Origin of the sequence: Methylocystis parvus, assembly GCF_049675845.1 — a bacterium.
Lineage (GTDB): Bacteria > Pseudomonadota > Alphaproteobacteria > Rhizobiales > Beijerinckiaceae > Methylocystis > Methylocystis parvus_A.
Genome location: NZ_CP187161.1, coordinates 3205696 through 3228608 on the forward strand (window position 1 = coordinate 3205696; position 22913 = coordinate 3228608).

General features: G+C 66.1%; 17 protein-coding genes and 1 pseudogene. 12 read left to right on the plus strand and 6 right to left on the minus strand.

All coding sequences use genetic code 11. From position 1 onward, the window contains the following. Positions 1-189 precede the first annotated feature (189 nt). The 5 genes and pseudogenes from odhB to ACPFMJ_RS16680 form a co-directional block, all read left to right on the plus strand. Positions 190-1470: pseudogene (odhB, locus tag ACPFMJ_RS16660) on the plus strand (2-oxoglutarate dehydrogenase complex dihydrolipoyllysine-residue succinyltransferase); the annotation flags it as partial. A 164-nt stretch (positions 1471-1634) separates the two neighbouring features. Further along, positions 1635-2252 (plus strand): HlyD family secretion protein, encoded by a 618-nt coding sequence (locus ACPFMJ_RS16665; protein WP_424361050.1) that lies wholly within the window; start codon positions 1635-1637, stop codon positions 2250-2252. After that, positions 2249-3796, plus strand: coding sequence for a DHA2 family efflux MFS transporter permease subunit (locus ACPFMJ_RS16670; protein WP_424361051.1), 1548 nt, complete (start codon positions 2249-2251; stop codon positions 3794-3796). The genes ACPFMJ_RS16665 and ACPFMJ_RS16670 overlap by 4 nt, the downstream gene beginning before the upstream one ends. A 128-nt stretch (positions 3797-3924) precedes the next feature. Beyond that, positions 3925-4194 carry a DUF1150 family protein gene (locus tag ACPFMJ_RS16675; RefSeq protein WP_424361052.1) on the plus strand — a complete coding sequence of 90 codons (270 nt, stop codon included), beginning with the start codon at positions 3925-3927 and terminating at the stop codon, positions 4192-4194. A gap of 129 nt (positions 4195-4323) precedes the next feature. Beyond that, positions 4324-4755 carry a Rieske (2Fe-2S) protein gene (locus ACPFMJ_RS16680; RefSeq protein WP_424361053.1) on the plus strand — a complete coding sequence of 144 codons (432 nt, stop codon included), beginning with the start codon at positions 4324-4326 and terminating at the stop codon, positions 4753-4755. Positions 4756-4930: 175 nt separating this feature from the next. Here the strand turns inward: ACPFMJ_RS16680 and ACPFMJ_RS16685 are convergent, their stop codons facing one another. Then, a complete protein-coding gene (locus tag ACPFMJ_RS16685) occupies positions 4931-7270 on the minus strand; it encodes a transglycosylase domain-containing protein (protein ID WP_424361054.1) in 2340 nt (779 codons plus the stop codon). A 203-nt stretch (positions 7271-7473) separates the two neighbouring features. On the opposite strand from ACPFMJ_RS16685, the gene ACPFMJ_RS16690 reads away from it, so the two are divergent. Then, on the plus strand, positions 7474-8694 hold the full coding sequence (locus ACPFMJ_RS16690) for a rhomboid family intramembrane serine protease (protein WP_424361055.1): 1221 nt from the start codon (positions 7474-7476) through the stop codon (positions 8692-8694). Positions 8695-8816: 122 nt separating this feature from the next. After that, positions 8817-9935, plus strand: a complete 1119-nt coding sequence (gene dnaN / locus ACPFMJ_RS16695; RefSeq protein ID WP_424361056.1) for a DNA polymerase III subunit beta — start codon at positions 8817-8819, stop codon at positions 9933-9935. On the opposite strand, the gene ACPFMJ_RS16700 is transcribed toward dnaN, so the two are convergent. Next, entirely contained in the window at positions 9932-11449 is a 1518-nt protein-coding gene (locus ACPFMJ_RS16700; protein ID WP_424361057.1) for a rhomboid family intramembrane serine protease, read from the minus strand. The genes dnaN and ACPFMJ_RS16700 overlap by 4 nt on opposite strands. 143 nt (positions 11450-11592) lie before the next feature. On the opposite strand from ACPFMJ_RS16700, the gene ACPFMJ_RS16705 reads away from it, so the two are divergent. Together ACPFMJ_RS16705 and ACPFMJ_RS16710 are read left to right on the plus strand one after the other, a co-directional pair. Beyond that, positions 11593-12582 (plus strand): OmpA family protein, encoded by a 990-nt coding sequence (locus ACPFMJ_RS16705; protein WP_424361058.1) that lies wholly within the window; start codon positions 11593-11595, stop codon positions 12580-12582. 233 nt (positions 12583-12815) lie between these two features. Further along, a complete protein-coding gene (locus ACPFMJ_RS16710; RefSeq protein WP_424363896.1) occupies positions 12816-15260 on the plus strand; it encodes a glycogen/starch/alpha-glucan phosphorylase in 2445 nt (814 codons plus the stop codon). Between the two features lie 79 nt (positions 15261-15339). Here the strand turns inward: ACPFMJ_RS16710 and ACPFMJ_RS16715 are convergent, their stop codons facing one another. Further along, a complete protein-coding gene (locus tag ACPFMJ_RS16715; protein WP_424361059.1) occupies positions 15340-15852 on the minus strand; it encodes a bactofilin family protein in 513 nt (170 codons plus the stop codon). Between the two features lie 360 nt (positions 15853-16212). Between ACPFMJ_RS16715 and ACPFMJ_RS16720 the strand changes: the two genes are divergently transcribed. Continuing rightward, entirely contained in the window at positions 16213-17196 is a 984-nt protein-coding gene (locus tag ACPFMJ_RS16720; RefSeq protein WP_424361060.1) for an HAD family hydrolase, read from the plus strand. Positions 17197-17199: 3 nt separating this feature from the next. Here the strand turns inward: ACPFMJ_RS16720 and ACPFMJ_RS16725 are convergent, their stop codons facing one another. From ACPFMJ_RS16725 to ACPFMJ_RS16735, 3 genes are read right to left on the minus strand one after another with little or no spacing between them, the layout of a single operon-like run. Continuing rightward, the gene (locus ACPFMJ_RS16725) at positions 17200-19005 is read right to left on the minus strand and encodes a PHA/PHB synthase family protein (RefSeq protein WP_424361061.1); all 1806 of its coding nucleotides are present in this window, start codon (positions 19003-19005) and stop codon (positions 17200-17202) included. Between the two features lie 47 nt (positions 19006-19052). Next, complete coding sequence (locus ACPFMJ_RS16730; protein ID WP_424361062.1) at positions 19053-20048, minus strand: ribose-phosphate diphosphokinase; 996 nt, start codon at positions 20046-20048, stop codon at positions 19053-19055. Then, positions 20038-21096, minus strand: a complete 1059-nt coding sequence (locus ACPFMJ_RS16735; RefSeq protein WP_424361063.1) for an alpha/beta fold hydrolase — start codon at positions 21094-21096, stop codon at positions 20038-20040. The genes ACPFMJ_RS16730 and ACPFMJ_RS16735 overlap by 11 nt, the downstream gene beginning before the upstream one ends. On the opposite strand from ACPFMJ_RS16735, the gene ACPFMJ_RS16740 reads away from it, so the two are divergent. Both ACPFMJ_RS16740 and ACPFMJ_RS16745 read left to right on the plus strand, forming a co-directional pair. Further along, a complete protein-coding gene (locus ACPFMJ_RS16740) occupies positions 21083-22219 on the plus strand; it encodes a hypothetical protein (protein ID WP_424361064.1) in 1137 nt (378 codons plus the stop codon). The two genes, ACPFMJ_RS16735 and ACPFMJ_RS16740, sit on opposite strands and share 14 nt — an antisense overlap. 13 nt (positions 22220-22232) lie before the next feature. Then, a complete protein-coding gene (locus ACPFMJ_RS16745) occupies positions 22233-22889 on the plus strand; it encodes a phosphoribosyltransferase (RefSeq protein ID WP_424361065.1) in 657 nt (218 codons plus the stop codon). Positions 22890-22913: the final 24 nt, after the last annotated feature.

Here is a 22913-nt window from a genome sequence, read left to right on the forward strand (position 1 = left end):
ACAAAGCACCCCGCGCCCGGCGGCTCGCTCGACGAAGGAGCGGTCGCCAGACGCAAACAAAGCACCCCGCGCCTGGCGGCCGGCTCGACGAAGGAGAGTCGCCAGGCGCAAACAAAGCACCCCCCGCGCCTGGCGGCCGGCTCGACGAAGGAGAGTCGCCAGGCGCAAACAAAGAAGCGAGGGCTCAGAATGTCGATTGAGATCCGCGTTCCAACGCTCGGAGAAAGCGTTACGGAAGCGACTGTAGGCAAGTGGTTCAAGAAGTCCGGCGATACAGTCAACGCGGATGAGCCGCTTGTCGAGCTGGAGACGGACAAGGTCACGGTGGAAGTCCCCGCTCCGGCCAGCGGCGTCCTCGGCGAAATTCTGGTGCAGTCCGGCGCTACGGTTGCAGTCGGCGCGCTGCTTGCGGCTTTGAGACAAGGTGGCGAGGCGGCTGCACCCGCTAAGACCGAAACCAAACCCGCTTCCCCTCCCCCTCCTCCGCAACCGGCTTCCGCACCCGCTGCTGTCCAGGCGCCTCCGCCTCCACCGCCGGCTGCGCAGAAAGCCCGTACTGAAGCGGGTCTGGAAGCGTCCGATGTTCAAGGCTCCGGCCGGCGCGGTCAGGTCCTGAAGGAAGACGTGCTCGCCGCCGTTGCCTCCGCTCCGGCGCAGCGCCCAGCGGCGCCCCCGGTCCACGAAGTCCCGCCCGCACCGCCGGCAACGAACGTCGTCGCCATTCCGACGGCGCCTGCGCTGAAAGCGGTCCCGCAGGAAACGCGGCTTCCCGCGCCGGGGAACGATGTGGCGCGCGAAGAGCGCGTGAAGATGACGAGACTGCGCCAGACCATCGCCCGTCGCCTGAAGGATGCGCAGAACACTGCCGCCATGCTGACGACGTTCAACGACGTCGATATGAGCGCCGTCATGGCGCTGCGCTCGCAATACAAGGATATTTTCGAGAAGAAGCACGGCGTGAAGCTCGGCTTCATGGGCCTGTTCGTGAAGGCCTGCATCCAGGCGCTGCGCGACGTCCCGGCCGTCAACGCCGAGATCGATGGCGATGAGCTGATCTACAAGAATTACTATCACATCGGCGTCGCCGTCGGCACCGAGAAGGGCCTCGTCGTGCCGGTCGTGCGCGACGCCGACCGTCTGAGCCTCGCGGGCATCGAACAGCAGATCAACGAGTTCGGTAAGCGCGCCCGCGATGGCCGCCTGTCGATCGAAGACATGCAGGGCGGCACCTTCACCATCTCGAACGGCGGCGTCTACGGCTCGCTGATGTCGACGCCGATCTTGAACGCCCCGCAGTCTGGTATCCTCGGCATGCATCGCATCGAGGAACGCCCGGTCGTCAGAAAGGGCCAGATCGTCGCCCGCCCGATGATGTACCTCGCGCTGTCCTACGATCACCGCATCGTCGATGGCAAAGAGGCCGTCACCTTCCTGGTCCGCGTCAAGGAGAGCGCGCGCAGGCGCAGCAGGCGGCGGCGCAGTCCACTTTGCAAAATCTCGGCGCGCAGGTCGCTTCGCAGCGCGCGCAGGTCGGCCAGTCGCGCGCCCAGGTCGCGCAGGCGGAAGCCGCTCTGCGTTTCGCGCAGCAGGAGGCGGCCCGCTCCCGCGAACTCGTGCAGCGCGGCTTCGGAACGGTGCAGCGCGAGCAGCAGACGACCTCGACCCTGGAACAGCAGCAGTCCAACCGCAGCCGCGCCGAAAAGGGCGTCGCCGCAGCGCGGGCGCAGGTCGGCTCTGTCGCCGCGCAGCGCGAGACCGCGGAGGCCAATCTGCGCGAGGCGGAGGCGCAGACGAAGCAGGCCGAACTCAATCTCGATTACACGCAGGTCGCGGCCGCGCAAAGCGGACGCGTCGTGCGGCTGACGGCGGCGGTGGGGCAATACGCTCAGGCCGGGGCGGCGCTCGCCATGTTCGTGCCCGACGACATTTGGGTGACGGCGAATTTCAAGGAGACGCAGCTCGCGAAGATGCGCGTCGGGCAGAAGGCGCGGATCGAAATCGACGCCTATCCGGGCCGCCCTCTCGAAGGGCGCGTCGCGAGCATCCAGCCCGGTTCCGGCGCGGCCTTCTCGTTGCTGCCACCCGAGAACGCCACGGGCAATTACGTGAAGATCGTGCAGCGCGTGCCGGTGAAGATCGTCTTCGATCAACCGCCGATGGACCGCGCGCTCGGCCCCGGCATGTCCGTCGTGCCCGTGGTGCGCGTCGATCCAGGCCCCTCGCTTTACGAGCGGCTGCGGGCGGCGCTGTGAGCGGGGCGCAGAAGGCCAATCCGTGGGTCATCGCGGTCGTCGTGTCCGTCGCGACCTTCATGGAAGTGCTCGACACGACCATCGCCAACGTCGCGCTTCCCTATATTGCGGGCGGCATGGCGGTGAGTCTGGACGAATCCACCTGGGTCGTCACCACCTATCTCGTCTCGAACGCCGTCATCCTCACGGCGAGCAGCTGGCTGGCGCGGCGGCTCTGCCGCAAGCGCTTCTTTCTCATCTGCCTTGCGCTGTTCACTGTGAGCTCGATCCTCTGCGGCTTCGCATGGGACATTCGCTCGCTGCTCCTCTTTCGCATCATGCAGGGCCTCGGCGGCGGCGGCATGGTGCCGGTCTCGCAATCCATTCTCGCCGACGCCTTTCCGCCGGAGAAACGCGGGCAGGGATTCGCGCTCTTCGGCGTCGCGGTCGTCGTCGCGCCGGTTGTCGGGCCGACGCTCGGCGGCTGGCTCTCCGACAATTTCTCCTGGCACTGGTGCTTTCTCATCAACGGGCCGATCGGCCTTCTCTCCCTTGGCATGGTCGAGGCCTTCATCCCCATCGATCACACGGAGAGGCCGCGCGAACCCTTCGATCTCGTCGGCTTCGCGCTCGTCTCCATCTTTCTCGGCGCGCTGGAGATCACGCTCGACCGCGGCCAGATCGAGGACTGGTTCGGCTCGACCTTCATCGTCACGACCGCCGCCATCAGCGCGCTCGCCTTCCTGCTGATGATCCCGTGGGAGGCGTCGCGCGAACATCCCGTCGTCGACATCAGGCTCATCGCGACGCGGCAGTTCGGCTCCTGTTTCGTCGTGATGCTGGCGACGGGCGCCATTCTCATCGCGACGACGCAGATGATGCCGCAAATGCTTCAGATCAATTTCGGCTACACGGCGATGCTCGCGGGGCTGGTCCTGTCGCCGGGCGGCCTCGTCACCATGGTGATGATGCTGGTCGTCGGTCGGCTCTCGACGCTCGTTCAGCCGCGCTATCTCATCGCGACCGGCGCGGTCATCGTCGCGCTCGCCATGTGGGGGCTCACCAGCCTCTCCGGCGATCTCGATTTCTGGTTCTTCGCGCGCTCGCGCATCTATATCGGCCTCGGCCTGCCGCTGATCTTCATCCCGATCACCGCCGCCTCCTATGACGGCGCGCCCCCCGACAAGACCGACCAGGCCTCGGCGCTCATCAATGTCGCGCGCAATGTCGGCGGGTCGATAGGCGTGTCGCTGGCGCAGAACGTGCTTGCCTGGCGGGAGCAGTTTCATGAGAGTCGCCTCGCCGAACATATCGTCGCTTCAGACGTCCAGTACCAGGCCGCGATGCGCCGCCTCGTGGACGCCTTCGTCGCGCTCGGCTCGGCTCCGGCGGAGGCGCAGCGGCAGGCTTTCGCCTGGGTCGCCCGGCAGCTTGCGGCCCAGACCGCGCTTCTCGCCTATATCGACGTCTTCTTCATCCTGGCGGCGCTCGCGGCCTGCGTCGCGCCGCTCGCCTTCATCCTCCGCAGGTCTCGGCCCGGCGCCGCTCCCGCCGCCATGCACTAGGCCGCGCCGGCGATCAGGCGGATGGGCGCCCTCTTTAAAACGGCTCGAAAAGCCACATCTCTATTCCCAAGGCGCGCTGCAAGTCAGGCGTCGATGGGCGGGTCTTTCAGGACGCCGAGGAGGAGCCTATGCAAACCAAAATGACAATTGAACACAAGGCGCCCCTGTTGACGCCGGAGCAGTTCGCCAATCTGGGCGACGGGATGATCGCCTATGTGAAGGAGATGCGCTCGGAGGACGTGAACCGTCTTTACCCGCAAGCGCCTCAGATTCAGCCGGGAATCACGATCTTCGCTCTGATCGGAGCCGACGGCGCGCCGATCGTCCTTGCCGACAGCGAAGAAGGCGCGATCGGCAACGCCCGGGAGAACGACCTGACCATGGTCAGCCTTCACTGAACGCCATGCGCCGTTCCGGCCGCTTGAGCCGGAGGCGCTTAGTTCCTTTTCAGCAAAACATACAATCCGCGAGGCAGGGAATTTGCTTCCGTGAGGGAAAGGGGCGCGCGCCCCGCCACGGAGGCGTTCATGCCGGCAAACGAAATCTTCGCAGTCTGTCACGTCAACGACGTCGCCAAGCGCGGCGCGGTCGGTTTTGTGCTGGCGCGCCGCGACGGCGACAAGACCGTGGCCTTTCCGATCTTCGTCGTGCGGCAGGGCAAGACCTATCACGCCTATGTCAATCGCTGCCCGCATCAGGGCGCGCGGATCGACTTCCAGCCCGGCCATTTCCTCGATCAGGGCCACCGCGCCATCATCTGCGGCAAGCATGGGGCGCTATTCGAGCTCGCCACGGGCAAATGTTACGACGGCCCCTGCGCGGGCGCGGCGCTGGAAAAGATAGAGGTCGTCATCGACGGCGAGGACGTCTGCATCACGGGCGTCGAACTCGCCGAGGAGGACGGGCTGGACCGCGAGGAAAACGACGAGGCGCCGCAGATCATGATCACGTCGGATTGACTTACCCTCCCCTTGAGGGGGAGGGTCGCGCCGAAGGCGTGGGGTGGAGTGGAGCCCCATCCCGGTTCTTTTTCTTGAGTCGAGAGCGCGACAACGCGGCTTTGTTATCGCCGCCTCACCCCACCCCGAAGCGCTGCGCGCTTCGACCCTCCCCCTCGAGGGGAGGGTGGAGCGCTCAACCGCCCCCGAAAAGATCCTCGAAAATATTCTTCTCGCGCGCCGCGGGACGGCGGCCGCGCGGGTTGGGCGGCGGGACGGCGCCGGCGTTGGGGATGTCTTCCGGCGGCATGAATTCGTCGGCTTCGCGCGGGGCCGCGCGCCGGCCGCGCGGGGGCGGCGGGGGGATGGTCGCCGTGTCGTCGCCGGGCTCCGCCGCTGGCGGCTCCTCGGGCGGCGGGGCGTCGTTTTCCGGCTGGACCGCGACAGCGCGCTTTTGGGGTTTGGCCTGAGGCGCGGGCTTGTCCGGCCCCGTGAAGATGCCGATCAGGTCGTCGAGCGGCTTGGCGACGATCTCCTCCACGATCTCCGGGCGCCAGGCGCCGCTAGGCAGGCCGGCGACCGGCGTGCCCTTATGGGCGATCGTCATATAGCGGCTCCAGATCTCGACCGGCAGATTGCCGCCCGAGGCCTTCTTCGTCGGCGTCGCGTCGTCATTGCCGAGCCACACCCCGGTGACGAGGCGGCTCGTGTAACCGAGGAACCAGGCGTCGCGGAAATCCTGGCTGGTGCCGGTCTTGCCTGCCGCCTGCCAGCCGGGCAGGTCCGCCTTGCGCGCCGTGCCGGTCGTCAGCGTCTCCTGCATCATCGCATTCATCATCGCCACATACTGCGGCTCGATCACGCGGCCGAAGCTCGAGCCCTTGCGCTGATAGAGCGTCTTGCCGCTCGCGGTCTTCACGCGGGTGATGATGTGCGGCTGCACGCCGACGCCGCCATTGGCGAAGGGGGCGTAGGCTGTGACCAGCTCCAGCGGCGTCACTTCCGACGTGCCAAGCGCGATGGAGGCGTTGGGCTGCAACTCGGACTGAATGCCGAGGCGATGGGCGGTCTTCACCACCGTCTTCGGGCCGACTTCCATGCCGACGCGCACCGCCACCGTATTGAGCGACAGCGCCAGCGCCTTGGTGAGCGTGACGGGACCGAAATATTCGTGGCTGTAATTCTCCGGCGTCCAACCCTTGATGTTGAGCGGCCCGTCCTCGCGCACGGAGTCTGGCGTGAGCCCATGTTCGATGCCCGCGAGATAGACGAAGGGCTTGAAGGCCGAGCCCGGCTGGCGCTTCGCGGAGACGGCGCGATTATATTGGCTCTCGGAATAATCGCGGCCGCCGACGAGCGCGCGAATGGCGCCGTTCGGGTCCATCGAGACGATGGCGCCCTGCGTGACGTTGAACTTCGCGCCCTTCTTGTCGAGCTCCTCCTTCAGCGCGCCTTCGGCGACGGCCTGCAGGCGCGGATCGATCGTCGTCGTGACGACGATGTCCTGATCGATGGCCCCGATCGTGTCGTCGAGCATGTCCATGACATAGTCGGCGGCGTAGTTGATCGAGCCGGCGCCCTGTTCCTTCGCCACGCGGGCGGGATGGGCCAGCGCGGCCTTCGCCATCGCCTCGCTGATATGGCCTTCCTGCGCCATGGCGGTCACGACCTGCGCCGCGCGCTCGCTCGCGCCTTCCGGGTTGCGGTCGGGCGCGAGCTTGCTCGGCGCTTTCATCAGACCCGCCAGCACGGCGGATTCGGAGAGCGTCGCGTTTCTCGCGCTATGCCCGAAATAGCGCTGCGTCGCGGCCTCGACGCCATAGGCGCCCGAGCCGAAATAGACACGGTTCAAATACAATTCGAGGATCTGGTCCTTTGAGTATTTGTGCTCGAGCCACAGCGCCAGGATCGCTTCCTGAATCTTGCGGGAGAGGGTGCGTTCCTGCGTGAGGAACAGATTCTTGGCGAGCTGCTGGGTGAGCGTCGAGCCGCCCTGCATGCCGCCGCGTCCCGAGACGTTGCGCAGCAATGCGCGGGCGATGCCCTGCGGATCGACGCCCCAGTGCGAATAGAAGCGCCGGTCCTCGATGGCGATGAAGGCCTTGGGCAGATAAGGCGGCAGGTCCGCAATGCGGATCGCCGCGCCGCCCGTGTCGCCGCGATTGGCGAGCAGCTCGCCGTCCGCGCCCATGATGGCGATGTTGGGCGGGCGCTTGGGGACCGCGAGCTGATCGATGGGCGGGAGCTGCGAGCCGTAATAGACCGCGACCGCGCCGCCGCCGATCAGGCCCCAGATGGAAAGGGTGAAAGCCCAGTAGAAAAGCGCGCCGATCATTGATCCCGTTCGCCGTCTTGGCCTCTGTCTGGCGGGTTCGGGGGCGTCGTCGTCCTCGAACTCCTCCGGCTCGTCCGGCTCCTCCTCGGGCTCCGGGGCGCGTCTGCCGCGGCGCGGCGTCCGTCGCTCGGCGCGCAACACGCCGTCTTCGGCTTTCGCGTCGAAGCTCGGTTCCCGACGTTTGCCGCCGCCACGCGCCATTTACGCGCTTCCTTCAACCTTGCGCAGGCCCGCGCCCCGTCCCGCACTGCGGGATCGCTATTTAGGAAGGATTAAAGGCGGCGCTTTAAGGGCCGGTTAAACACCAAAAGCTTCGCCGCGCGGCGCAGGGCGTCCGTTTACCGCCGGCTTAAAGCCGACAGCCCATGATCCAGTCAGGAAATTTCAAGCGGGGCGATTTTCACATGACGGCGGCGAGTTTCGGGCGGCGCGGCGTTGCGCGCGAAATTGCGGCGCCGAAGGCGCAAAGACAATCGGCGGCGGTCGAGGCGGCGGCGCCGGACCAGCCCTCGCGCTGGGCTCTGGACGACGCGGCGTCCGCCGAAAAGCTCATCGCCTACATGCCGCTCTTCACCGCCGGACTCGTCGCTTTTCTCTTCATCATCTTCGCCCTCGAGCGGCGCTATGCCTTCGATATCGGCAAGGGCGGGGAAATCAGCCTCGACTCTCTGATCGCCTTTGGCGCCGCGAGCTACGATCTCGTGATCGTCGAGAGGCAGGTCTGGCGCATCTTCCTTGCGCCGCTCCTCCACAGCGATTTCGGCCATGTGGCGGGCAATTGCGTCGCGCTCGCCCTCGCGGGCTTCCCGCTCGAACGGCGCCTCGGGCGTGGCTGGTTTGCGGCGATCTTCGTTCTGTCGGCGCTCACGGGCATGGCGGGCTCGCTCATGAGCAACCCGCACGCCGTGCCGACCGTCGGCGCCTCCGGCGCGATCACGGGCGTCATCGCCGCTCTGTTCGTCGTGAGCTACCATAATCAATGCGATCCCGTGGAGCGCGAGGCCATGCAGCGCTGGGCGCTGCGGCTCGGCGTGCCGGCGCTCGGCCCCATGCTCTACAACGCCTCGTCGGGCGTGGATTATGCCGCGCATCTCGGCGGCGCCATTGGCGGCGGCGCCCTCGCCTTCGTCGTGACGTCCGCCTGGACCGGCCACGGCTTTCGGCCGCCGCACGCCGTCGCCGCCGGCTATGCCGCGCTTCTGGGCCTCTGCCTCTCGATGATCTCGGTTTTTCCCGCCTCGGCGCAATACAGGGCGGCCGCTCTGGTCGCCGCCGAGCGCATGCCGGCGAGGCTCATGCCCGACGACATGAGCAAGGGCGCGAAAGCCTCGTCCGATCTCGTCTTTCGCTATCCGAAGGACCCCAAAAGCCATTTCCTGCGCGCCCACGCCCTCGTTCAGCAGGACGAGCTCCGCGGGGCGGAGGCCGAGCTTCGCAAGGCGATCGCGCTTTCGACAAAGCCCGCCGACAAGGGAATTTTCGCCGCCGCCAACGCCTATCTCGCGCTCGTGCTGCTCGAGCGCGGCGCGCGGGCAGAGGCCCTGGAGCGCGCAAGGGAAGGTTGCGGGGCGAAGGAGGCGCCGCAGATTGGGAAGATGCTTCGCCAGGCCAAGCTCTGCGGCTAGGCTTAGGCCGATTTTCTCCACAAGCCGGACCCAGGGGCCCCTTGCGATTCCGCGCCCGGCTTGCCAAAGTCTTGGCCCCCGGCGCCCGAGGCGCCCAATAAGACGCGGACGGTATTGCGGCGATGAAGGTCACGATCGAGAGAGCGGCGCTTTTGCGGGCGCTCGGCCATGTTCACCGTGTCGTGGAACGCCGCACCACCATTCCGATTCTGGCCAATGTCCTGATCGATGCGCGCGACGGCGCGCTGACGCTGAAGGCGACCGATCTCGATCTCGAAATCACCGAGAAGACCGCCGCCGAAGTGGGGCAGGCGGGCGCGACGACGCTTCCCGCTCATACGCTCTACGACATCGTGCGCAAGCTCCCCGAGGGCGCGCAGGTCTCGCTCGACGAAAGCGGCGAGACGGGCCAGCTCACGCTGCGCTCCGGCCGTTCGCGCTTCAATCTCTCGACGCTGCCGGAGAGCGACTTCCCCGACGTGACCTCGGGCGAGTTCAGCCACAAATTCTCGCTCCCGCCGGCCGATCTCAAGCGGCTGATCGAGAAGACGCAATTCGCGATCTCCACCGAGGAGACGCGCTATTACCTCAACGGCATCTATGTCCACGCCATGGAGGTCGACGGCCAGCTCATGCTGCGCGCCGTGGCGACCGACGGCCACCGCCTCGCGCGGCTCGAATTGCCGGCGCCGGAGGGCTGCTCGGGGATGCCGGGCGTCATCCTGCCGCGCAAGGCGGTGCAGGAAGTGCAGAAGCTCATCGAGGACGCGCAAGGCGAAGTTCTCGTCGAGCTCTCCACCAACAAGATGCGCTTCTCCTTCGGCGACGCGCTGCTGACGACGAAGCTGATCGACGGCACCTTCCCTGATTACGCGCGCGTCATCCCGGCCAATAACGACAAGCGCCTGACTGTGGAGCGCGACGTTTTCGCCAAGGCGGTCGACCGCGTTTCGACGATCTCTTCCGAGCGCGGCCGCGCGGTGAAGCTTGCCCTTACGCCAGGCAAGCTGGTTCTTTCTGTGACGAACCCCGATCAGGGCTCGGCGGTCGAAGAACTCGAAGCCGATTATGACGGCGAGCCGCTGGATGTCGGTTTCAACGCCCGCTATCTGCTCGACATCACCCAGCAGCTCGACAGCGACACGGCGCTCTTCAAGCTCGCCGATCCCGGCTCGCCCACGCTGATCCAGGACCGTGACGGCGCGAATGCGCTTTACGTGCTGATGCCGATGCGCGTCTAGCGTGGCTTGGGGTGAATGAATAACCCCAGGAAGAGTCCGAAACCGAAGCCTGAAAGATGCGCGGCGAGGCTGGACATGGGCAGCAGGAAATCCGCCGCGATCTGCACCAGCATGGCGAGGCCGAGCGCCGTGGCGCGATAGCTGTCCAGGCTTGCGCGGTGGCGCAGCCAGTCCTTGATCCTCAGCGCGCCGACCCCGCCGAAAAGCGCGAAGATGGCGCCCGAGGCGCCGACATAGAGCCCGTAGCCGACCATGCCGCTCGCCATCAAGGCAAGCACGAAAGCGGATGAAAACAGCGCCCCGCCGAGATAGACGGCGAAGGTCTTGAGCGCGCCCGCCTCGTGCTCCAATTCGCGCCCGATCAGCGCCAGCATCGCCATGTTCAGCCCGAAATGCAGCGGGCCGTAATGCAGAAATGTCGATGTCAGCACGCGCCAGCTTTCGCCATGCAGCGCGAGCGGGGCCCATAGCGCGCCGAGCTCGATGAGGGTCTCGGCGTTCTGCGAGCCGCCAAGGCCCATTTCCGCCACGAACATCGCCGAATTGGCCGCGACGAAGAGCATCGTCGCGGGCGGCAGTCGCCAGCCGCGCGCAAGACGCGCGCTTTCCGTTTCGGCCCGCAAGGCGACGCCCTCGACGATCTCCAGCGCTTTGGCCGAGAGATGGGTATGCGACGCCCAGGCTTTCGCCAACTGGCGACGTGCCGCGATGGCGGCCTGCGTTTCCTTGCGGCTCATGGCGAGGCCCTCGAACTCGGCCCGCGCGCTCGCCTCGTCGCCCGCGTGGCGCCGGGCCACGGCGACCCAATAGGCCGCCGTGTCCGCGTCGAGCCGCATCACCCGCGTCGCCAATTCCTCCACCGCATGCGGGCGCCCCGCAAAGGCGAGCACGAAGAGCCAGGAAAAGACCGTCTGCTCGAGCGGGATGGAATCGGCGGAGCGCGCATAGTCTCGGATCATTTCCTCGATGCGGCCCGTCTCGCCGAGGGCGCGCAGGCGATAGCCCGAAAGCTGGCGGGCGTTCTCGGGGTTCTGGGCGAGGACCAGCGCCTTCTCCCAGTCGCCGCGGTCGGCAAGGAGACGCGTTTCGATGACGGCCGCCTGCTCGGCCGGCGCCTGCGCGGCGAGCGCGGCGAAGGCCCGGGCCTTCTCGCGCGGATCCTCGATCGCGCCGGCCCGGGCGAAGGCGGCGGCGAGGCGCATGGCGGGCGTTGGATGAAAGAAGGCGATGAGGTCGGCGCAGCGCGCCGCCGCCTCCAGCCGCCCGGCGCGCGCGTAACGCCCCTGAAGCGCCCCGAGCGCCATCGGCGCGGCGACGAGCGGGAAGAAGACGAGCGAGACGAGGCCCCCGGCCTCCTGCGGAAAGGCCCAGAGCGCAAAACCGCCGACGAGGACGACGAGCGCATTGACCAGAGCGAAGGAGGCAAGCTCGCGTCGGCGCTGAGCGAGGCCGAGAAGAAGCGACATTGCGGAAAGCGCCATCAAATTGACAGCGAGAATGGTTTGAAAATCCATGGGGCCGTGCCGCTCCGCAATTGCCGGGCGAGCATGTGCGAGGCGACGTGGCGAAGTCAATCGCCGCTCCGCCGCGCTTGCGATCAGGCGCCAGGCGCCCCATTGTTCGAGAGCGCGGCCTTCGCCCCGCGCAATAGGGCGCCATGCTGGATTTCTACGCTTTTCTCTGGCCCTGGCTCGCCGCCTGCCTCGCCGTGGGCGCGGCGACGGGCGCGCTCGCAACTCAACCGCCAAGCCGAAAGGGCCCGGCGCGCTGGCTGATATGGGCGGGTCTCGCCGCGCTCGCCGCCGCGGCGGCCGTCGCGCTCGGCGCGGCGCAGGGCGCAATCTCGATCCATGTCGAAAGCGCGCTCGGCTGTTTCGCCGCCTTCATCGCGGGCTGCGGTCTCGGGGCCTACGCTTTCCGCAAAAGCTTCTCGGCGCATGAGCGCTGGGCGCTCGGCCTCGTCCCCGCGGCGCTGATCTGGCTTGGCGCGGCGCTTGTGGCGCAGCCGGCCTATGAGTCCGGCCTGGAGAAGCGCGTGACCGGGTTGGCGCAAGCGGCGGGCGTCGATGCGACGGCCGTTTCGCTCGCGGGCCGCGACGTCGTCGCGACGCCGGCCGTCGCGGAGAAAGCCGATCTCATGGCGCAGATCGCCGCCGCGCCGGGCGTGCGCCGCATCGTGGCGGCTCAGGGTCCGCAACTGGAGAAAACCGAACCGGCGCCGACGCCCGTCGAAACGAAACCGGACGCCACCGCCACAATTCCCGCCCCCGCTGCGCCAAGCGATCCGAAAGACATTCTCGCCGCTCTGCCGGAGGGCGATCTCGACGCCGCGGCCTGCCAGCGCGCCCTCGACGCCGTGGCGGCGTCGGAGCCGGTCGCCTTTCATGCGTCGCGCGCAACGGTCAATCGCCGCGCCGCGCTCGCGCTCGACAAGGCGGCGCTGATCATTCGCCGGTGCCCGGACACGACGATCGAAGTGCGCGGCCATGGCGACGAAGGCGCCGCGGACGCCCTTTCGCAACGGCGCGCAACGGCGGCCGAGCGTTATTTGCGCCGCGAAGGCGTCGCGGGACGGCGTCTCGTCGCCGTCGGCTGTTGCGCACAAGACGAGCGTCGCGCCGGCGCAATTGACTACATTGTGCGCTAGCGCGTTTTCATTTGCGCAACCATGTTCACATACTGATGAAACTATCGGCGCCTTTGCCGGCGCCTGTTTACGTCCACAATCCCGTTGTTTAATCTTTTTTATGCGGCGCGCCGCAAAGCTGGAGCCGATCGAAAGGGATCGGCCCGGCCCTATCAGAAAGCGCGCGCGGCGCAGGACGCCGAAGCGTCGCGCTCTCCCCCGACGGCTTGCTTGCGAGAACCGAATTGAACGCGATCGACAAGACCCATCACGCCCACGCCGCAACTGTCGCCGCGCTGCGCGACGACGTTCTGCGCCGCCTCACTTACACGGTGGGCAAGGACAGCGCGACGGCGAGCCCGCGCGACTGGTTCGTCGCCACGGCGCTCGCGACGCGCGACCGCGTCGTCGAATCCTGGCTCGCCTCGACCAAACGCAATTACCGCGAAGATCGCCGCCGCGTTTATTACCTCTCGCTCGAATTCCTGGTCGGGCGCCTGCTGATCGACACGCTCACCAATCTCGGCCTCACCGGCGCCATGCGCGAAGCGCTGGCCAAGCTCGGGGTCGATCTCGACAAATTGCGTGAAGTCGAGCCCGACGCGGCGCTCGGCAATGGCGGCCTGGGGCGTCTCGCGGCCTGCTTCATGGACAGCATGGCCACGCTGGAGATCGCCGCGGTCGGCTACGGCATTCGCTACGATCACGGCCTCTTCCGCCAGACGATCAAGGACGGCTGGCAGCACGAATATCCGGAAGACTGGCTGTCCTTCGGAAATAGCTGGCAGTTCCCGCGACCCGAAATCACCTATGACATCGGCTTTGGCGGCCATGTCGAAAAGACGCGCCTGACGGACGGCAAGCTCGCCCATGTGTGGATCCCGGGCGAGACCATCGTCGCCGTGGCCTACGACACGCCGGTCGTCGGCTGGCGCGGCAGGCATGTGAACACGCTGAGACTCTGGTCGGCGCGCGCGCTCGATCCGCTGCGGCTCGACGCCTTCAATCAGGGCGATCATGTCGGCGCGCTCACGGAGCAGGTGCGCGCCGAGGCGATCTCGAAGGTTCTGTATCCGAGCGACTCCACGCCCGCCGGCCAGGAGCTGCGGCTGCGGCAGGAATTTTTCTTCGTCTCCGCTTCGCTGCAGGATCTGATCCGCCGCCACATGAAGCAGACCGGCGACATCACGAAGCTCGCCGAGAAGAATGCGATCCAGCTCAACGACACGCATCCGGCGATCGGCGTCGCGGAGCTGATGCGCCTTCTCGTCGATGTCTATGGCGTCGAGTGGAAGGAGGCGTGGGAGATCACGCAGGCGACCTTCTCCTACACCAACCACACCCTGCTGCCCGAGGCGCTGGAGACCTGGCCGGTGTGGCTGATGGAGAAGCTGCTGCCGCGCCACATGCAGATCATCTATCTCATCAACGCCATGCATCTCGACGGCCTGCGCGAAAAGGGCGTTCAGGACGCGGGCGTTCTCTCTTCCGTGTCGCTCATCGATGAACATAATGGCCGCCATGTGCGCATGGGGCATCTCGCCTTTCTCGGCTCGCACAAGGTCAACGGCGTCTCCGCGCTGCACAGCGAGCTGGTGAAGGAGACGGTGTTCAAGGACTTCCACCATCTCTATCCCGATCGCGTGGTCAACAAGACGAACGGCGTCACCTTCCGGCGCTGGCTGCTCGAGGCCAATCCGGCTCTCTCCCGCGTCGTGGCCGAGACGATCGGCGTCGGCGTCTTCGACGACCCCGAGAAGCTTATCGAGCTCGAAGCCTTTGCGGACGACGCGAATTTCCAGTTGCGTTTCGCCGCGGCCAAGCGCGAGAACAAGGAGCGTCTCGCGGCGAAGATCTTTGATACGGTTGGCGTGCGCGTCGATCCGGGCGCGCTCTTCGACGTGCAGATCAAGCGCATCCATGAATATAAACGTCAGCTTCTCAATGTGCTGGAAGCGGTCGCGCTCTATCTCGACATCAAGTCGCAGCCCTCGCGCGATTTCGTTCCGCGCGTGAAGATTTTCGCAGGCAAGGCGGCGGCGAGCTATCATCAGGCGAAGCTGATCATCAAGCTCGCCAATGACGTCGCTCAGGTCGTGAACGACGATCCGGCGACGCGCGGCCTCCTGAAGGTCGTCTTCCTGCCGAACTACAATGTGAGCCTCGCCGAGACGATCATTCCAGCGGCCGATCTCTCCGAACAGATTTCGACCGCGGGCATGGAAGCGTCGGGCACCGGCAACATGAAATTCGCGCTCAACGGCGCGCTCACCATCGGTACGCTCGACGGCGCCAATGTCGAGATCCGCGAGCGCGTGGGCGACGACAACATCTTCATTTTCGGCCTGACGGCGCAGGAGGTGGAGGAGAGCCGGGCGCGCGGCATCGACGCGCGCGAGACGATCGCGGCGAGCCCGCGCCTGTCGGAAGCGCTCGCGGCCGTCGCGAGCGGCATGTTCTCGCCCGACGACAAGCATCGCTACGCGCAGCTCGTCGATACGCTGACCTATTACGATCACTTCCTGATCACTAAGGACTTTGATGGCTATTGCGATGCGCAACGCAAGGCCGACGCGCGCTGGCGCGACCAGAAGGCGTGGCGGAAGTCCTGCATTCTGAATACGGCGCGGGTCGCATGGTTCTCGTCGGACCGGACGATCCGCGAATATGCGGACGATATCTGGAAGGTCGCGACCTAGCGCGAAGCCAAAAGACTGCGTGAAAAAAATCAGGCGATCGCGCCCGCACGCGATCGCCTTGCTGCATCGGGAACGATAATCAGCCGACCTGGCGGCGCAGCGTGCGCAGATTGAGCTTGGTCAGGCGCGGCGTTTCGCGCAGCGGCGCGACGATTGCTGGCGCGGGCGCCGGCGCGACATATTCCTCTTCCTCGACATAGTCGGATTCGATCAGGGCGGGCTGTTCCACGATCGCGTCGCGCCGCGTCGCGCCGGCGCTTTGAGTCACATGCGCGGCGCCGTTGAGAACCGCGCCGCGCGCAACCTCGATCATGCCGCAATCCCATTTGCCTTCGACGCGGCCGGTGCCGCGCACAGTCAGGAGATGCTTGGTGACAATCTCGGCGCTGACCTCTCCGGAGATGTCCGCGGTCGATACGTTGATCTTGCCCTTCACGACGCCAGAAGGTCCGACGAGGAGATGGTTGCAGGCGATCTCTCCGTCGAATGCGCCGTCGATCACAATGCTGTCGCGCGCCCGGATCGCGCCCGTCATCTCCGTCCCGTGGCCGATATAAACGGAGTTTTCCTCCTCGGGTCTGAATGTCGCCATTTTGTCCCCTCTCATCGCGAATCGCCTCGACGGCAAGGTTATTCTTTTTCCGCGCCGCTCGCGGCAAATTCGTGTTCTGTTTGCACACATTTACGATCGCGCATTTACGATCGCGGGATCGCCTTGGGCGCGGCTATTTGAGGAAATCTCGCACGCACGTTGTAGATTCGGATCATACGCTGATAAGCTCGCGCTGGATTTGATCAACGTCAGGGCGCGCCGCCGATATGTGGGCCAGCGCCTTACGTCTCCCCGTCACTGCGGAGAACGGAACATGTCTTTGCCGTGGTTGACCTTCTCGCCTTTCCCGGCCTCGATCGCCATGACCTTCGTCCCCCTTTGCGACGACTGAGGCGAGCGATGAAATTCCGAGCGCTGGCCATCGTCGTTCTTGTCCTCGTCTCCTGCGCCTCTGCGCGCGCGGACGACGCGCTTCCCTCCTGGAACGACGGCCCCGCCAAGCAGGGGATCCTCGCCTTCGTCGCCAGAGTGACGAAGGCGGACGGGCCCGACTATGTGAAACCCGAGGAGCGTATCGCTGTTTTCGATAATGACGGCACGCTCTGGACCGAATGGCCGCTCTATACGCAGGCTGTCTTCGCGCTCGACCGCGTGAAGGAATTGGCGCCCAAGCATCCCGAATGGCGCAAGCGGCAGCCTTTCAAGGCGGCGCTGTCGGGAGACGTCAAGACGCTCGCGGAAAGCGGCGCGAAGGGGCTCAACGAGATCGTCGGCGCAACCCATGCCGGCGAAACGCCAGAGGAGTTCCAGGCCCAAGTCTCGCAATGGCTTGCGACGGCCGAGCACCCGAAATTCAAGGCGCATTACGACCGCCTCGTCTATCAGCCGATGCTGGAGCTGCTTGCTTATTTGCGCGCCAATGGCTTCAAGACCTTCATCGTCTCGGGCGGCGGCCTCGAATTCATGCGCGCCTTTGCGGAGCGCGTCTATGGCGTGCCGCCGGAGCAGATCGTCGGCTCGTCCATCGTCACCAAATATGAGGTGCGCGACGGCAAGCCGGCTCTCAAGCGCGAAGCGAAGGTCGCCTTCATCGACGACAAGGCTGGAAAGCCGGTCGGCATCAATCAATTCATCGGCCGCCGCCCCATCGCCGCTTTCGGCAATTCGGACGGCGACTTTCAGATGCTCGAATGGACGACCGCCGGGGCAGGGCCGCGCTTCGGCCTGATCGTGCATCACGACGACGCCGCGCGCGAAGCGGCTTATGACCGCGGCTCGCCCGTCGGGCGTCTCGAACGCGGGCTGGACGAGGCCGGTAAACGCGGCTGGGCGCTCGTCAGCATGAAGAACGACTGGAAGACGGTCTTCCCGCCTCAGCGCTGATCCTCAGCGCTGGCGCACATAGCTCCCGGGCGCCGGCTCAAGCGGCACGAAGCCTTTTTCGGGCGCGCCCATTGGCGGCGGCGCGACGCGCTCCCGCGCGCTCGCGCGTTCGAGCCAGGACGCCCATGCCGGCCACCAGGACCCCTCGAAAAGCTTGGCGCGCTCGCGCCAGTGATCGGCGCTGACATAGCGGTCGTTGCGCGCCCGCACGGCGAGGTGATAGCGACGCCCGGGATGCCCAGGCTCGGAGACGACGCCGGCGTTATGGCCCCCATTGGTCAAAACGAAGGTCATCTCATTGTCGGTGAAGAGATGCGCCTTGTAGACCGAGCGCCAGGGCGAAATGTGATCCGTCTCCGTTCCCACGACGAACATGGGAACGCTGATGTCCTTCAGCGCGATGACGTCGTCCTCGACCGCGTAGCGGCCGGCCGTCAGCCTGTTTTCGAGAAACAGGCCCCGCAGATATTGCGTATGCATCCGATAGGGCATGCGCGTCTGATCCGCGCTCCACGCCATGAGATCGTTGGGGTGCTCGCGCTCGCCGAGAAGATATTCGTTGATGGCGCGCGCCCAGAAGAGCTCGTTGGAGCGCAGCGCCATGAAGACCCCCGACATCTGATAGGTGTCGAGATAGCCCTGATCCCACATCATGTCCTCGAGAAAGGCGACCTGCGCCGCGTCGACGAAGAGCATGAGGTCGCCGGGCTCGCTGAAATCGGTCTGCGAGGCGAGCAGCGTGACCGAGGCGAGTCGGTCGTCGCCGTCGCGCGCCATCGTGGCGGCGGCGATGGCGAGAAGCGTGCCGCCAAGACAATAGCCGGCGGCGTGGACCAATCGGCCGGGGACGACCGCGTTGATGACGCGGAGCGCCTCCATCACGCCGAGGATGCGGTAATCGTCCAAGCGGATATCGCGATCCTCGGCCGTGGGATTGCGCCACGAGATCATGAAGACGGTGAAACCGCGCTCGACGAGATAGCGCACCATCGAGTGATGCGCGGCGAGGTCGAGCACGTAGTATTTCATGATCCACGCAGGCACGATCAGGATCGGCTCGGCGCACACCGACTCGGTCGTCGGCTGATACTGGATCAGCTCCATGAGATGGTTGCGATAAACGACCTCGCCCGGCGTCGCCGCGACATCCTTGCCCACTTCATAGGCGTCGCCGCCATTCGGCGACTGCGTGGCCGCGTCGAAAAAGTCCTCGAGAAAATTCTTGAAGCCGCGCACGAGATTGGCGCCGCCCTCGCGCTGCGTGCGGTCGATGACGACGGGGTTCAGCCAGGGAACATTGGAGGGCGAGAACGCGTCGAGATATTTCGAGGCCAGAAACGAAACGCGCGCCGCGTTGTTGGCGCGCATGCCGCGCACCTCGCGCGTCGCCTTTCGCCACCATTGCTGCTGCGCGAGGAATGATTGCTCGAAGAAGAGAAACGGGAAAGCGCCCCAGGCGGGATCGTCGAAGCGCCGGTCGGAAGGCTCGGGCGCGAAAGGCCGTGCGGCCTTGTCGCTGACGAGATTGTGCATGCCGAAATGCGCGAGACGCGCCGTGGAGGCGAGGGCGTCCATCGCGAGCTCCAATTGCCGGCCGGGCGATTCAGCAAGATGCGCGGCCCAGTCGATCCAGGCGGACATTTGCGCATGCGGCGAAATGCCCTGCGTGAAGCGGGCGGCGGTCGCCTGCGCGGCGCGGTCCAGCGTCTCGAAGGAAGCCGTGTGCAAAAGCGATGTGAGCGGAGACGCCGCGCGGCGCTCCAGCGCGCGCCGCGCGTCGAGACTCTGTTTTTGAACGGGAAAATCCATGATCCATCCATTCTGTCGCAAGAATATAGCAAATGGGTGAAGATGGTTCACGAGCCGTCGGCGAGAAGTTGCGTGATTGAGCCGCCTTCATGCCGGCGGCGGATCGCCTCGGCGAAAAGCGGCGCGAGCGAGAGGATCGCCAGGCGCTCCTGAAGTGCGCTCGCGGTTGCGTCGTTCGGCCGCAGCGCAACAGAATCGGTAATCGCGACGCCGTCGATCGGCGCGTCACGCAAGGTCTCGGGCGCCGCCGCAGCGAAGACGCCATGGGTAGCCGCGACGAAAACCTGCGCCGCGCCGTGCGCGCGGCAGGCCGTCGCCGCGCGCGCCGCCGTGCCGCCGCCGGCGATGAGATCGTCGAGGACGATGGCGACGCGGCCCGCGACCTCCCCAGCGAAAATATCGCCCGTCACGCGGCCTTCGCTGCGCGTCTTGTCCATGAAGGCCTTGGCGACGGGGCGTTTCAACATGCGCTCGAGCCGCTGCCGGAAAAGCTCGGCGCGTTTCTCGCCGCCGAGGTCGGGCGAAACCACCGCGAGCGGCGCGTCGCCGATGAGCGACGCAAAATGGCGTGCAAAGATGGCGTGCGCGTCGAGCGGAATCGTTTCGCAACGGAAGGCGTTTTCGAAGGCAGCGATATTGTGGACATCGGCCGTCATCAGCGCGTCGGCCCGCATCGCCTCGAAAAGCTGCGCCACATAGCGCGTGGCGATCGGATCGCGCGGCTTCGTGCGGCGGTCCTTGCGCGAGAAGCAGAGATAGGGCGTCACCGCCGTCACGCGCGCCGCCCCGCTGTCCTTCAGGCCGCCGATGAACATCAACAGTCGCAAAAACTTGTCCGCGCTGCTCGCGCCGCTCTCGCCATAGAGGCTCGACACTGCGTAAACGTCACGCCCGCGGACGCTGACCAGCGCCCGCTGCTTGAATTCGCCGTCTTCGAAATCGCGCTCCTCCATGGGCGAAAGGCCGAGGCCGAGATGAGCCGCAACGGCTTCGCCAAAGGCGCGGCTCGCGCCGAGCGCGAAGAGCATGGGGTCATCGTCCACCGTCGGCCTCCTGGCCCGAGATCCATTGAGCGATGCGCCGCCATTCGTTTTCGAGCGTGCGACGGCCCATAAACAACGCCAGATGACCGCAACCGGCGACCGCCGTTTCGACGTCCCTGCGCACAATGTCTTTCAACGCCAGGAGCTGCGCAGGCGGCGTGACGCCGTCCTGCGAACCTGCCAACAGAAAGAGCGGATGGTCGAGCGCGCGAAGATCGACGGGCCTTCCGAGCGCCCGAAAACCGCCCGCCGCAAGCAGATTGTCGCGATAAAGATATTGGATTACCTCGCGATAATAGGGGCCGGGCAGATCGAGTAGGCGGCGGTCCCATGCCTGGAAAGCGGCGACGGTCGCGGAATCGAAGGGCGGCGCGATCTGCAGCGCGTCGACGATGCGCTGTTCCGCGCAATCCTCGCGCGGCCAGAGCGGCGCCATATGCGCGCCTCTGACGATCCCGCCGCCGGCGCCGATGAGCCTGTCGAGCGCAAAGTCGGATGTCCTGTCGACAGGCTCCGACAAGACGGAGGGCTCCGCCCTCATGTCGATCGGCGCGCCGACGATCACCATGCGTCGCGTCTTTTTCGGGAAACGCGCGGCGTAGAGGAGCGAAAGCCAGCCGCCCTGACAAAGCCCGATGAGATCGGCCGGCGCGCCGATTTCGTCGATGGCGACATTCAGCTCAGCGAGCAGATTGTCGATCCCGTAGAGCTGCGTTTGCGCTGTCGCCGACGCCCATTCGACGACATAAAGCCGCGTGCATCCGCGCGCGAGCAGGGCGCCGACGAGACTGTGGCCCGGCGCCAGATCGGCCAGCTGCGCATCGTGCAGCGCGTAGGGCGACAGGATGACGAGAGGCGCGGCGTCGCCGCCGTCGCGGGAGAAATCCCATAGGCGCAGAAGGCCGACCTCAAGGACGAGACGAGCTGGCGTCGACCAATGCGGGCCTTCCCGATGCGGCTCGAGCGGAAGCTCGAGCGCGCGGCGCCAGGCTTCCATCGTCGCGAAAGGCAAAGCCCACAGATCGCGCGTCCATATGTCCCAGCTCATCGCATTTTCCGTCATGATCGCGGGCGGGCTATCATATGTGAGTTGGAGGCCGATTGGCGACCGTGGGGATGAAGCGACATGGTGGCGCGGGATGACGGCGGGTCCTGACAATGTCTTTTCGCGCGCCGTGACGCTCGAGGAGAAGCTCCGCTTTTTGCAGGCGCCCAGGACCTACGGACTGGCGGACGCAAAGGTCGAGACGATCGAGACCCACATGTCCTATGTCTTTCTCGCCGGCGCGCGGGCCTACAAGCTGAAGAAGCCCGTGCGCTATCCCTTTCTCGATTTTTCGACGCTCGCGGCGCGCGAGCGCAACTGTCGCGAGGAACTGCGTCTCAATCGCCGACTTGCCCCCGACGTTTATCTCGGCGTCGTTCCGCTTGTGATGACGAGCTGCGGCTTCGCCATGGGCGGCGAAGGGACCGTCGTCGACTGGCTCGTCGAAATGCGGCGGGTGCCGCGCGGCTTGACGCTGCAAGCGCGCATCGAGTGGGACGGCGTCGGCAACGCCGAGACCGACGCCATTTGCGACGTTCTCGCGCGGTTCTACAGACACGCCGACGTCTCTGCTCTGGCGCCGGAGGCTTACGCCGCGCGCTTCGTCCGCGAGCAGCGGCTCAATCGTGACGCGCTCACGCGCCCCGGCTTTGGTCTCAAGGCGGAGCGGCTCCGCACGCTCGACCTTCTCGACGCGCGCCTTGCGTCGCACCGCGCCGATCTCGAGGCGCGTGCGCGTTGCGGCTGCGTTGTCGACGGGCATGGCGATCTGCGGCCCGAGCATATCTGCCTCACACGACCCATCGTGATCTTCGATTGTCTGGAGTTCAATGCGGAGCTGAGGCAAGTCGATCCTTTCGACGAAATCGCGCTGCTTGGCGTCGAATGCGCCCGGCTCGGCGCGCCGCAGCTGTTGCGCCGCTTCGCCGAGGCGCTCGGGCGCCGATTGGGCGTGGCGCCCCCTTGGGACATGGTGGCGCTTTACGCGGCGTGGCGCGGCGCCCTGCGCGCGCGTCTATCCATCGCGCATCTCCTGGAGCCGTCGCCGCGCGAGCCTGAAAGATGGGGGCCGCAAGCCGATCTTTATCTCGATATCGCAGCGCGCGCGCTCGAGGGCGCGTTTTAGACAGGAGGAGACGTTGCCTTTTCTCGATCGCGCGGATGCGGGCAGGAGGCTCTGCGACGCGTTAGCCGAATTCAAGGGCGAGGACGCCGTCGTTTTCGCCCTGCCGCGCGGCGGCGTCCCGGTCGCGGCGCCGATCGCTCTCATGCTGAAGGCGCCGCTGGACCTCGTGCTCGTTCGCAAGATCGGCGTGCCCTACCAGCCCGAACTCGCAATGGGGGCCGTGGCGGACGGCGGCGAACCCGTCATCGTGCGCAATGAGGACGTCATCGCGTTGTCAGGCGTCAGCGAAACGCGCTTCGTGCGGGAATGCGCGGAGCAATGCGCCGAGATCGAGCGACGCCGGCGCCTTTACCTCGGCGGCCGCCCGCGCGCCGAGGCGAAAGGGCGCGTGGCCATCGTCGTGGACGATGGAATCGCGACGGGCGCGACCACGCGGGCGGCCTTGAAAGCCGTGCGCGCGAGAGAGCCGGAAAAGCTCGTGCTCGCGGTTCCCGTGGCGCCGACGGAGGCGCTCGATGCGCTGCGCGCCGAGGTGGATCAAGTGGTCTGTCTGGAGGCGCATGAATATTTCTCGGGAGTCGGCTGCTACTATCGCGATTTTCGTCAAATTGAAGACGATGAGGTGATCGCGCTGCTCGATCGTTACGGCGCGAAAGCCGCGCGCGGCTAAATGCCTCACGGAGTCGCGCCGCAA

Bases quoted from the DNA above. Each gene is read 5' to 3' on its own strand.
- dnaN (WP_424361056.1), top strand. From the start codon at position 8,817: ATGAAGGTCACGATCGAGAGAGCGGCGCTTTTGCGGGCGCTCGGCCAT.
- ACPFMJ_RS16740 (WP_424361064.1), top strand. From the start codon at position 21,083: ATGTCCCAGCTCATCGCATTTTCCGTCATGATCGCGGGCGGGCTATCA.
- ACPFMJ_RS16690 (WP_424361055.1), top strand. From the start codon at position 7,474: ATGACGGCGGCGAGTTTCGGGCGGCGCGGCGTTGCGCGCGAAATTGCG.
- ACPFMJ_RS16680 (WP_424361053.1), top strand. From the start codon at position 4,324: ATGCCGGCAAACGAAATCTTCGCAGTCTGTCACGTCAACGACGTCGCC.
- ACPFMJ_RS16675 (WP_424361052.1), top strand. From the start codon at position 3,925: ATGCAAACCAAAATGACAATTGAACACAAGGCGCCCCTGTTGACGCCG.
- ACPFMJ_RS16720 (WP_424361060.1), top strand. From the start codon at position 16,213: ATGAAATTCCGAGCGCTGGCCATCGTCGTTCTTGTCCTCGTCTCCTGC.
- ACPFMJ_RS16700 (WP_424361057.1), bottom strand. From the start codon at position 11,449: ATGGATTTTCAAACCATTCTCGCTGTCAATTTGATGGCGCTTTCCGCA.
- ACPFMJ_RS16735 (WP_424361063.1), bottom strand. From the start codon at position 21,096: ATGAGCTGGGACATATGGACGCGCGATCTGTGGGCTTTGCCTTTCGCG.
- ACPFMJ_RS16685 (WP_424361054.1), bottom strand. From the start codon at position 7,270: ATGGCGCGTGGCGGCGGCAAACGTCGGGAACCGAGCTTCGACGCGAAA.
- ACPFMJ_RS16715 (WP_424361059.1), bottom strand. From the start codon at position 15,852: ATGGCGACATTCAGACCCGAGGAGGAAAACTCCGTTTATATCGGCCAC.
- ACPFMJ_RS16725 (WP_424361061.1), bottom strand. From the start codon at position 19,005: ATGGATTTTCCCGTTCAAAAACAGAGTCTCGACGCGCGGCGCGCGCTG.
- ACPFMJ_RS16705 (WP_424361058.1), top strand. From the start codon at position 11,593: ATGCTGGATTTCTACGCTTTTCTCTGGCCCTGGCTCGCCGCCTGCCTC.